The sequence below is a fragment of the Candidatus Vagococcus giribetii genome (assembly GCF_017316185.1).
Classification (GTDB): domain Bacteria; phylum Bacillota; class Bacilli; order Lactobacillales; family Vagococcaceae; genus Vagococcus; species Vagococcus giribetii.
Genome location: NZ_JAFLVX010000048.1, coordinates 1 through 9,780 on the forward strand (window position 1 = coordinate 1; position 9,780 = coordinate 9,780).

The window sequence follows — 9,780 nt, forward strand, 5'->3', positions numbered from 1 at the left end:
AATCTTATGTTTAATAATACAATGTGAAATAAAGTATTTTGTTAGGTTAGATAGTTTGGTGTTTCAATTTATTGTTTATATCAAAAAATTGAAATTAAAAGAGATGCAATCAACACATTAAAGAACAAACTCCCCTTACTCCCATTGCAATAAATAGAGAATGTGTTGATCATCTCAAAAACTCTTTTATGTTTTATAATTAACTCAATTTCTTAATTAAGATCTATACAGATAAACAGTTATCCAATTTCAAAGATTAATGATTTTGAAATTAGATAACTGTTTATTATTTTGATGACATGAGTTCATAAAATTATATGTGGGCTAAATCAGCTGATTAACTGTTAATGAAGCCAATCTTATTATTTGATAATATCCATTATGGTGAAAGCACGTCTATAGACAAGTGAATAGCTATATGATTTGTTATCTGGATAAATCTGTTATATATCACAATGCTTGAAAACCCTCTGTTATAGTACAGTTAACCGTTGGATTATAACAGTAGATTAAATAAAAAATCACATGTCATAACGTTGATTTAATAGTGTTTACGGTGTATTTTCATTAAAAAATAAAAAGATAATTATTTTTTTCACTATAACACTTGAAACTTATTGTGTATGTGTTATACTGAGCATGTAAAAAATATTACTAATAAAACTTAAAAAAGAGACAACTATAAGGAGGCTTCTCAATTATGGGACATTGGGATGGATTTAAAGGAAACAAATGGCGTACAAGTGTAGATGTAAGAGATTTTATTCAACATAACTACACTGAATACAAAGGTGATGACAGTTTCTTAGAACCAGCAGCTGAAAGTACTGAAAAATTATGGACTAAACTACAAGAATTGTTTGAAGTACAACACGAGAAAAATGGTGTTTACGATATGGATAACAACATCCCAGGAACAATTACTTCTCATGAACCAGGTTACTTAATTAAAGAAGAAGAAAAAATTGTTGGTTTACAAACTGATGTACCATTAAAACAAGCATTCATGCCTTATGGTGGTATTAACATGGCGAATCATTCATTAGTTGCTAATGGTTATGAAACTGATGATGAGATGACTAAAATCTTTACTGACTGGAGAAAAACACATAACCAAGGTGTATTTGATGCTTACACTCCAGAAATGAGAGCAGCTCGTAAAAACAAAATTATTACTGGTCTTCCAGATGCTTACGGACGTGGACGTATTATTGGTGACTACCGTCGTTTAGCTTTATACGGAATTGATTTCTTAATCGCTGAAAAGAAAAAAGACTTATCATTAATTGGTAACAAAGTAATGACTGATGATGTGATTCGTTTAAGAGAAGAAGTTTCAGAACAAATCAAAGCTTTAGGTCAAATCAAAGAAATGGCTACTTATTATGGTTACGATATTTCTGAACCAGCTAAAAATGCTCAAGAAGCTATCCAATGGACTTACTTCGGTTATCTAGCAGCAATTAAATCTCAAAATGGCGCGGCAATGTCTATCGGACGTGTATCGGCTTTCTTAGATATCTATATTGAACGTGACTTACAAAGTGGTTTAATCACTGAAAATGAAGCACAAGAAATGATTGATCATTTAATCATGAAACTACGTATGGTTAAATTTGCTCGTACACCTGAATACAACCAATTATTCTCAGGTTATCCAATTTGGGCAACATTATCTCTTGCAGGTATGGGTATTGACGGACGTTCATTAGTAACTAAGAGTGACTTCCGTATCTTACATACATTAACAAACATGGGACCATCTCCAGAGCCAAACTTAACTGTTTTATATTCTTCTCATTTACCAGAAGGATTCAGAACTTACTCAGCTAAAGTCGCTAAAGAAAGTTCATCAATTCAGTTTGAAAATGATGATTTATTAAGAGCTAACTGGGGTTCAGATGACTGTGCTATTGCTTGTTGTGTATCTGCAACAGTTATGGGTAAAGACATGCAATTCTTTGGAGCTCGTGCTAACTTAGCTAAAGCAGTTCTTTACGCAATCAACGGTGGAGTGGACGAAAAAACAAGAGCACAAGTTGCGCCTAAATATCGTCCAATGACTGGTGATACTCTAGATTACAATGAATTTATCGAACGCTATAAAGATATTATGGATTGGTTAGCTGAATTATATGTGAATACATTAAATGTTATTCACTTCATGCATGATAAATATGCTTATGAAGCACCACAATTAGCATTCATGGAATCAGATTTAAAACGTACTTTCGCAACAGGTATTGCAGGGATTTCTCATGCGACAGATAGTATCATGGCAATCAAACATGGTAACGTTAAAGTTATTCGTGACGAAGAAGGATTTGCTGTAGATTACATTCCACAAAATGAGTTCCCAACTTACGGAAATGATAATGAAGAAGCAGATGCAATGGCTAACTGGATCGTTGAGTACTTCATGGCACAAATTAAACGCCAACATACTTACCGTAACTCAACTCCAACGCTTTCATTATTGACAATTACATCTAACGTAGTATATGGTAAAGCTACAGGTAATACACCAGATGGTCGCCGTGCAGGTAAACCATTAGCTCCTGGTGCTAACCCGAGTTACCAAGATGGCAAGTTCTTAGGTGAGAAAAATGGTTTATTAGCATCATTAAACTCAACTGCTAAACTTGATTACACAAATGCCTTAGATGGTATTTCAAATACACAAACAATTAATCCAAATGGATTAGGTAAAGACGATACAACTCGTATTGCGAACTTAAGAAACGTAATGGATGGTTATTTTGACAATGGTGGTTACCACTTAAACGTGAACGTGTTTACAACTGATTTATTATTAGATGCACAAGCTCACCCAGAAAAATATCCAAACCTAACAATTCGTGTGTCTGGTTATGCCGTTAAATTCCGTGACTTAACAGCAGAACAACAAGCAGACGTTATCGCAAGAACATCACATAGCAAAATGTAATAAAATAATAATTAAAGAGGTGACTGGTGGCTACGGTCATCTCTTTTTGATAAGGAATGGGATAAGATGGCGGATAAAGTAACTGGAAGAATTCATTCAACTGAAAATTTTGGAACTGTAGATGGACCAGGTGTAAGATTTATTGTGTTTATGCAAGGATGTCGTATGAGATGTCAATTTTGTCATAATCCTGATACTTGGAAAATTAATGGTGGACGTGAAGTAACTACTGATGAAATTTTAGAAGAAGCGTTACGTTATCAAAAATACTGGGGTGAAAAAGGTGGTATTACCATAAGTGGTGGAGAACCTTTGCTTCAACCTGAATTTATCACTGATCTCTTCAAAAAAGCAAAAGAAAAAGGCATTCACACAACGATTGACACATGTGGGCGTCCCTTTACTTATGAAGAACCATTCTTCAGCCAATTTAACGAGTTAATGAAATATACAGATTTATTATTATTTGATATCAAGCATATTGATAATAAAGCTCATAAAGAATTAACGAAAAGCCCAAATGATAATATTTTAGAAATGGCACAATATCTTTCTGAAATTGATAAACCTGTTTGGATTAGACATGTCTTAGTACCTTTTAGAAGTGACTATGACGAGTATTTGATTCGTTTAGATGAATTTATCAAAACCCTAAATAATGTGGATAAAGTAGAGATTTTACCTTATCACACAATGGGTCGATACAAGTGGGAAGAACTTGGTTTGAAATACCCTCTAGAAGGTATTGAACCACCAACTCAAGACAGAGTTAAAAATGCACAAAAATTATTACACGTTGATTCTTATACAAAATATCAAACAAGATAAGTAAAAAAGACTGGATATCCAGTCTTTTTTTATACATGAAATAGAACAGGAGCCATGGGTTTGAGAAAAACACTCATAGCGATTAGTTGTGTGTTGTCACTTATGCTATTATCCGCTTGTAAATCAACCGCATCAACAAAAGAATCAAGTAGTAATAGTTTTAATACGGAGGACACAACTGAAGTAAGTCGCATACTTGAAGAGGCAAATAAACAAATGAAGGAACAAAGCGCGCAACGATTAAAAGAAAAACAAGACAGAATAAATAGCGGTGAAGAGATGGTTGCTGTGACAGGAGAGGTTGTTGACTTGTTTAATAAACCAGATAGTGGTTTTGATTTTTATCAAATAACACTTAATGTTGCTGATGTAGCCAAAGATCCTAATCAACTCTATCAAGATAATATTGGGAAAGAGGCTATCTTTTTTGTATCACCAAGTGAAAATCCCCATCTAGACTTTAAAACATTGAAACCTGGTAGCGAAGTCATTATTAGTGTCTTTCAAAATGCTACTGTAACAGATGGCGAGCCTAGACAAACTAGTGAGGAAGATGTGACTAAGATTCAGGTAGTTGATTAACTTTGTAAAAATTTAATGAGCAAAAGAGTCGAGCACTTGAAGTTCTATATGAGTGTGATAATATAAAAGGATATTAATAAAAAGTACTTACTAGGGTTCCGTAGCACGTCATACATGCTAGTCTGGTCCGAGAGTAAGCTCGTAGTTGAAGACTACGAAACACGGAGGGATAAAAGCCTGGGAGATGATATAGTTATCTCTTAGGTTTTTTCTGTTATTAAAGGAGGAATTTTGTATGAATCGCAGTTGGCTGTCAATTGTTATCGCAGCAATATTTGAAGTCATGTGGGTAATTGGGTTAAAACATGCTTCGAATCCATTAGAATGGTTAGGTACCTGTGTTGCCATTTTTGTTAGTTTTTACCTAATGATTAAAGCAGGTGAAAAAATCCCCGTAGGAACAGTGTATGCTGTTTTTGTGGGACTAGGGACGACAGGGACTATCTTAGTTGATGCCTTGATTTTTAAACAACCTATTAGTGTCATGACTATCTTTTTTGTTGTTATCCTATTAATCGGTGTGATTGGTTTGAAGTTATCTTCAGATGACAAAACACAAGAAGGAGGGCATTAATCATGGCATGGATTAGTTTAGTATTTGCAGGGATATTTGAGATGTTAGGTGTCAACAGCATTAATGAGTATCTAAGTGACAAAAACACAAAGAATTTGTTAAAAATGATAACCATGTTTGTGTTAAGTTTTATCTTACTATCATATTCTATCAAGTCGTTACCAATGAGTACAGCTTACGCTGTTTGGACTGGTATTGGAGCCTCAGGGGGAGCGATATTAGGGATTGTTCTGTATAATGAATCAAGAGATTTTAAAAGAATTTTCTTTATTGCTTTGATTTTGATTGCAGCAGTTGGATTGAAATTAATTTCTTAAAAAGTTTTATTTTATGTTATAATAGCAACATAAGATTTTAAAATTGGAGGAATTATTCATGTCAAAAGTTTTAGTTTTTGGCCATCAAAATCCAGATACAGATGCTATTACATCTGCTATCTCATTTTCATACTTACAAAATCAATTAGGTGTTGAAGCAGAGGCTGTTGCATTAGGAACAGTTAATGAAGAAACAGCATACGCATTAAACTATTTTAATGTTGAAGCACCTCGCGTAATTGAATCAGCAAAAGATGAAACAAATCAAGTCATGTTAGTGGATCATAACGAAGCACAACAAAGTGTTAGTGATATAAAAGAACTAGAAGTTCTTGCTGTGGTAGACCATCACCGAATTGCTAATTTTGAAACGGCTAATCCGTTATTTTATCGTGCAGAACCGGTTGGTTGTACAAACACAATTATTTTAAAAATGTACAAAGAGCATGGCATCGAAGTTCCTAAAAAAATTGCAGGCTTAATGCTATCTGCTATTGTTTCAGATTCATTATTATTTAAATCACCTACTTGTACTGAACAAGATGTGAAAGCAGCTAAGGAATTAGCTGAGATTTCAGATGTTGATTTAGAAGTTTACGGCTTAGACATGTTAAAAGCAGGGACTAACCTAAGTGATAAAACAGCTCTACAATTAATTGATGGAGATGCTAAAACATTCCCAATGGGAGATAAAAACTTAAGAATTGGTCAAGTCAATACTGTAGATGTTCAAGACGTGTTGTCAAGACAAGAAGAGTTAGAAGCAGAAATGCAAAAACAAATGGATGCTAATGGCTTTGATATGTTTGTATTAGTCATTACTAATATTTTAGATAGTGATTCTGTGGCTCTTGTAGTTGGAGAACCTAAAGAAAAAGTTGAGGCAGCATTTGATGTGACATTAGAAAATAACCAAGCTTTATTAAAAGGTGTTGTGTCACGTAAGAAACAAGTTGTTCCTCAATTAACCAAAGCATTTAGTTAAAACAAAAGCTTTCAAGTCAGTGGCTTGAAAGCTTTTTTCAAAGGTGAGATGACAATGATTATTAAATTAAGTGATAAGGCATTTGATAGCAAAAAAATGGACCTAGTAGCGGAGGATAAGTTTATCCAAATAGTTGATTTTTTATGGCAACAATCAGATAAAGTTACCTTAAGAGAGATTAAGCGAGCATTTCCTGAAATCGAGATAACAGATAACTATATTGAAGAACTTGTTTCATATGGCTTTATAACAAGGCATCATGGTAAGTATATGTTAGGTATACCTGTCATAACGGCTAATAAGCAACAACAAATTAATGAAGTGTGTGTGGCCTATTTAGATGAGCATCTAAGTGATACCCTCTCTCGCATAGGAACATCGTCTAATATTTATTTTGATTTATTTGTGGGAGTAAAAAATCAAGAAGATGTCCTTTATGAAGAAACAGACTTCTCAATTAATTGGCTATCTCAGCCTAGTAGAATAACTAGAACGGAAGCAAAACAAGTGACTTTTCTCTCGCTAGCTTCCTTTTATCCTTATTACAGTCATAATATAGCTGATTATTTTAATTATTTGAATCGAAAAAGTGAGCATCTTCCTGAAGCGTTTCTAAGATTAAGGAAAAAACTGGGAGATATAAACCCCAATTATTTTGTACCTTATTGCGAACGTAAGCTTCGTCGATTAAAAAAGGGAAAAACAATTTCTAGTGAAAAAGAAGATATTTTTATGGATGCATTAATTGATATGGGTTATGTGACTGTTGAGGCGAATAATTGTTTATTTCACATGATGATTTTGGACACGACTGATAGGACGGCAGATATTCAATTGGTGTTAGAAGAACTAGCAGACATTGTTACAAAAGAATTTACAGAATTTCCTGATATGTCTTATGCGCTAGCCAGTATTTTAATGACATGGTTGCAAAAAAATAATGCTGTAAAAGAATGCCAATATGTTCATGGTGTGTTACGATAAAAGCATATTCTTTGGTTTAATGCTTCCTTTTTTATACAATATAGAAGAAGCGAGGGAGATTATATGTTTGAAAAAATGACTACTATTAACCAATTAAATGAAAGAATCAATCAATCTGAGATAACGTTTGTTTATTTCGGTCATCCTGACTGTAGTGTTTGTCATGGGTTGAAACCTCAAATTGATGCTAAATTAAATAAGTTTGAAAAAGATATTTTATTCTTAGACGTAAATACCTTTGAAATACCAGAAGTTGCAGGTGAGTATTCTGTTATGACTGTGCCAGTTGTTATTTTATTTGTGAATGGGAAAGAGTATTTAAGACAAGCGAGGTTTGTTCCAGTACAAGATCTTTATAATCAAGTGGAAAAAATTGTGACAGGTATCAAAGGAGAATAAAAAAGTAGGTGAATTCATGAAAAAAATATTTTCGACAATTGTGTTACTCTTAGTACTAGCTGGTGGTGGTTACTTTATTTATACGGAATTCGTAAAGGCTAAAACACCAGATGTTGTTGCTGTAGATACAGGAACCATAACAGTGGATCAAATTGATCAAAAAGAGTTTGAGAAACTAGATAAAGAGACTAAAGAACTTATAAAAAAATATGAATACGTTGAAACTGTAGGTTCTTTTGATGAGTTAAACGGCATGAAACAAGAAGACGGTAGCTATATTGTACCCAAATATGGTGATAAGAAGTTGTACTTAATTAGTGCCGCGAAACAAAAAGAGGGTCAAGTAGTGGCTATCTTTAGTGATAAAGAAAAAAACTGATAAATCAAATTTGATTTATCAGTTTTTTTATTCTTTATCACGATTTTTTTTAACAACAAATATTTCAACGCGTCTATTTTTGGCACGATTTTCTTCATTGTTGTTAGGTACTTTAGGTTTGTATTCTCCGTATGCTTGAACAGATACACGATCCTCTTCGATACCATGGTGTTTGACAAGCAACTTCATGACCGTCATAGCACGAGCAGCACTCAACTCCCAATTTGTTGGGTATTGATCTGTGTTGCTTGGAATATTGTCGGTATAGCCTGCAATAATCAAGTCGTTATCTAAGTCTTGAAGAGATTCAGCGATTTTTTTGACCACATCTTCCACTTCATCTGTTACAGAAGCACTACCTGGAGCAAATAGCAGACCGCTTTTTATGGCGATTCGCAAGCCGTCTTGCTCAAGATTGACATCAATTTCTTCACCAAACCCTTCATCTGTTAAATCATTTTTTATGGTTTTTCCAACAGATTCCATTCTTTCTACATCTGAGTTTTTTTCAGATTTCTTTTGTGACTCTTTTGTTGATTCCTGAGCTTTTTTCTCATCTTTTTTAGTTTCAGTTTTTTCTTTAGTACTCTCAGTTGTACTAGCTTCTTCTTTTTTGGGAGAGATGCCAGGCATAATGCCATCACCGCTTTTACTACTTTTACCAGAAAAAATAATATTAAACTCATTACTTAATTCATCTAGTTTAGAATCATCTGTTTTGGCCATGGCAAACATTACGATAAAGAGAGCTAATAGAAGAGTTAACATATCAGCATAAGGTAATAGCCAACCCTCATCGACGGGCTCTTCCTGTTTTTTTGGTCTTTTCTTCATAAATGATCACAACTACTTTCTAAAGTCTTTGTCTTTTGGATCTAGCATTCCAACAAGTTTTCGCTCAATTGTATTTGGATTATGACCTGCTTGGATAGCTAAAATACCTTCAACGGCTATCATCATATTATGGACTTCATCTTCAGACTTTCTTGTTAATCGATTACCAAATGGAATAAACATCACGTAACCAAAAAAGATACCATATAAGGTTGCAACAAAGGCAGCAGAGATCATATGTCCTAAAGCATCTACATCATTTAAGTTTCCTAAGGCACCGATTAAACCAATAACAGCTCCCAAAACACCAAGTGTCGGTGCTGATGATCCAGCTATTTTAAACATGGATGATCCAACTCGATGCCTTTCTTCTAATGCTGAAATTTCATTGGTTAGTGTTTCTTCAATTTGTTCAATAGCAACCCCGTCAACTACCATTTCCATGCCGTTCTTTAAAAAGCCAGGATCTAAGGAATCTACTGTGGTTTCTAGAGCTAAAATACCTTCTTGTCTAGCTTTTTGAGCAAGAGACATAATTGTGTCGACTAATTCTTTTGAAGTTGATTCAGGGTCAGGTTTAAATAAAACACCAAATATCTTAGGCAAACGCTTGATATCTTTTGTTGGGAAAGAATTAATTAAAGCAGCAAGAGTTCCGACTCCAATGATAATGATAGCAGCAGGATTAATTAATACTAAAACATCTGCCCCTTTTACGATCATTCCGACAACAACAGAAATAACACCCATAATAATTCCTAGTAATAAAAAGATATCCATTTTTGTTCACCTTACCCATTTCAATTGATTTTTAATAAGAAAATGTATTTATTTCAGATACAAATGTTATAAAAATACTACATTTATTATTATCGGTACAATATTACCAAAAATTAATAGAAAAAATCAAAAAAAATTAGAAAATATTCATTTAACTAACAATAAATGCGA

Annotated in this window: 11 protein-coding genes and 1 riboswitch; of the genes, 9 read left to right on the forward strand and 2 right to left on the reverse strand. The window is 33.6% G+C overall.

Annotated elements, in window-relative coordinates; translation table 11 throughout:
• Nucleotides 1-700 precede the first annotated feature (700 nt).
• The 9 genes from pflB (at nucleotide 701) to DOK76_RS13000 (ending at nucleotide 7,995) form a co-directional block, all read left to right on the forward strand.
• Nucleotides 701-2,947, forward strand: coding sequence for a formate C-acetyltransferase (gene pflB / locus DOK76_RS12960; RefSeq protein WP_206968436.1), 2,247 nt, complete (start codon nucleotides 701-703; stop codon nucleotides 2,945-2,947).
• 66 nt (nucleotides 2,948-3,013) lie between these two features.
• Nucleotides 3,014-3,775, forward strand: a complete 762-nt coding sequence (gene pflA / locus DOK76_RS12965; protein WP_206968438.1) for a pyruvate formate-lyase-activating protein — start codon at nucleotides 3,014-3,016, stop codon at nucleotides 3,773-3,775.
• A 60-nt stretch (nucleotides 3,776-3,835) separates the two neighbouring features.
• Nucleotides 3,836-4,357, forward strand: coding sequence for a hypothetical protein (locus DOK76_RS12970; RefSeq protein WP_206968440.1), 522 nt, complete (start codon nucleotides 3,836-3,838; stop codon nucleotides 4,355-4,357).
• Nucleotides 4,358-4,436: 79 nt separating this feature from the next.
• A riboswitch (guanidine-I (ykkC/yxkD leader) is annotated at nucleotides 4,437-4,543 on the forward strand.
• A 49-nt stretch (nucleotides 4,544-4,592) separates the two neighbouring features.
• Nucleotides 4,593-4,931, forward strand: coding sequence for a DMT family transporter (locus tag DOK76_RS12975; protein ID WP_206968442.1), 339 nt, complete (start codon nucleotides 4,593-4,595; stop codon nucleotides 4,929-4,931).
• 2 nt (nucleotides 4,932-4,933) lie between these two features.
• Nucleotides 4,934-5,248 carry a DMT family transporter gene (locus DOK76_RS12980; RefSeq protein ID WP_242542322.1) on the forward strand — a complete coding sequence of 105 codons (315 nt, stop codon included), beginning with the start codon at nucleotides 4,934-4,936 and terminating at the stop codon, nucleotides 5,246-5,248.
• Nucleotides 5,249-5,306: 58 nt separating this feature from the next.
• Nucleotides 5,307-6,233 (forward strand): manganese-dependent inorganic pyrophosphatase, encoded by a 927-nt coding sequence (locus tag DOK76_RS12985; RefSeq protein ID WP_206968444.1) that lies wholly within the window; start codon nucleotides 5,307-5,309, stop codon nucleotides 6,231-6,233.
• A gap of 54 nt (nucleotides 6,234-6,287) precedes the next feature.
• On the forward strand, nucleotides 6,288-7,217 hold the full coding sequence (locus tag DOK76_RS12990; protein WP_206968446.1) for a DUF1803 domain-containing protein: 930 nt from the start codon (nucleotides 6,288-6,290) through the stop codon (nucleotides 7,215-7,217).
• Between the two features lie 63 nt (nucleotides 7,218-7,280).
• On the forward strand, nucleotides 7,281-7,616 hold the full coding sequence (locus tag DOK76_RS12995) for a thioredoxin family protein (RefSeq protein WP_206968448.1): 336 nt from the start codon (nucleotides 7,281-7,283) through the stop codon (nucleotides 7,614-7,616).
• 16 nt (nucleotides 7,617-7,632) lie between these two features.
• The gene (locus DOK76_RS13000) at nucleotides 7,633-7,995 is read left to right on the forward strand and encodes a lipoprotein (protein WP_206968450.1); all 363 of its coding nucleotides are present in this window, start codon (nucleotides 7,633-7,635) and stop codon (nucleotides 7,993-7,995) included.
• Nucleotides 7,996-8,022: 27 nt separating this feature from the next.
• Here the strand turns inward: DOK76_RS13000 and DOK76_RS13005 are convergent, their stop codons facing one another.
• Both DOK76_RS13005 and motA read right to left on the reverse strand, forming a co-directional pair.
• A complete protein-coding gene (locus tag DOK76_RS13005; RefSeq protein WP_206968452.1) occupies nucleotides 8,023-8,829 on the reverse strand; it encodes an OmpA/MotB family protein in 807 nt (268 codons plus the stop codon).
• Nucleotides 8,830-8,841: 12 nt separating this feature from the next.
• On the reverse strand, nucleotides 8,842-9,609 hold the full coding sequence (gene motA, locus DOK76_RS13010; RefSeq protein WP_206968454.1) for a flagellar motor stator protein MotA: 768 nt from the start codon (nucleotides 9,607-9,609) through the stop codon (nucleotides 8,842-8,844).
• Between the last annotated feature and the right edge of the window lie 171 nt (nucleotides 9,610-9,780).

What these genes read in the sequence shown, in the direction of transcription:
- pflB (WP_206968436.1), top strand. Translation starts at nt 701, where the DNA reads ATGGGACATTGGGATGGATTTAAAGGAAACAAATGGCGTACAAGTGTA.
- pflA (WP_206968438.1), top strand. Translation starts at nt 3,014, where the DNA reads ATGGCGGATAAAGTAACTGGAAGAATTCATTCAACTGAAAATTTTGGA.
- DOK76_RS12975 (WP_206968442.1), top strand. Translation starts at nt 4,593, where the DNA reads ATGAATCGCAGTTGGCTGTCAATTGTTATCGCAGCAATATTTGAAGTC.
- DOK76_RS12980 (WP_242542322.1), top strand. Translation starts at nt 4,934, where the DNA reads ATGGCATGGATTAGTTTAGTATTTGCAGGGATATTTGAGATGTTAGGT.
- DOK76_RS12985 (WP_206968444.1), top strand. Translation starts at nt 5,307, where the DNA reads ATGTCAAAAGTTTTAGTTTTTGGCCATCAAAATCCAGATACAGATGCT.
- DOK76_RS12990 (WP_206968446.1), top strand. Translation starts at nt 6,288, where the DNA reads ATGATTATTAAATTAAGTGATAAGGCATTTGATAGCAAAAAAATGGAC.
- DOK76_RS12995 (WP_206968448.1), top strand. Translation starts at nt 7,281, where the DNA reads ATGTTTGAAAAAATGACTACTATTAACCAATTAAATGAAAGAATCAAT.
- DOK76_RS13000 (WP_206968450.1), top strand. Translation starts at nt 7,633, where the DNA reads ATGAAAAAAATATTTTCGACAATTGTGTTACTCTTAGTACTAGCTGGT.
- DOK76_RS13005 (WP_206968452.1), bottom strand. Translation starts at nt 8,829, where the DNA reads ATGAAGAAAAGACCAAAAAAACAGGAAGAGCCCGTCGATGAGGGTTGG.
- motA (WP_206968454.1), bottom strand. Translation starts at nt 9,609, where the DNA reads ATGGATATCTTTTTATTACTAGGAATTATTATGGGTGTTATTTCTGTT.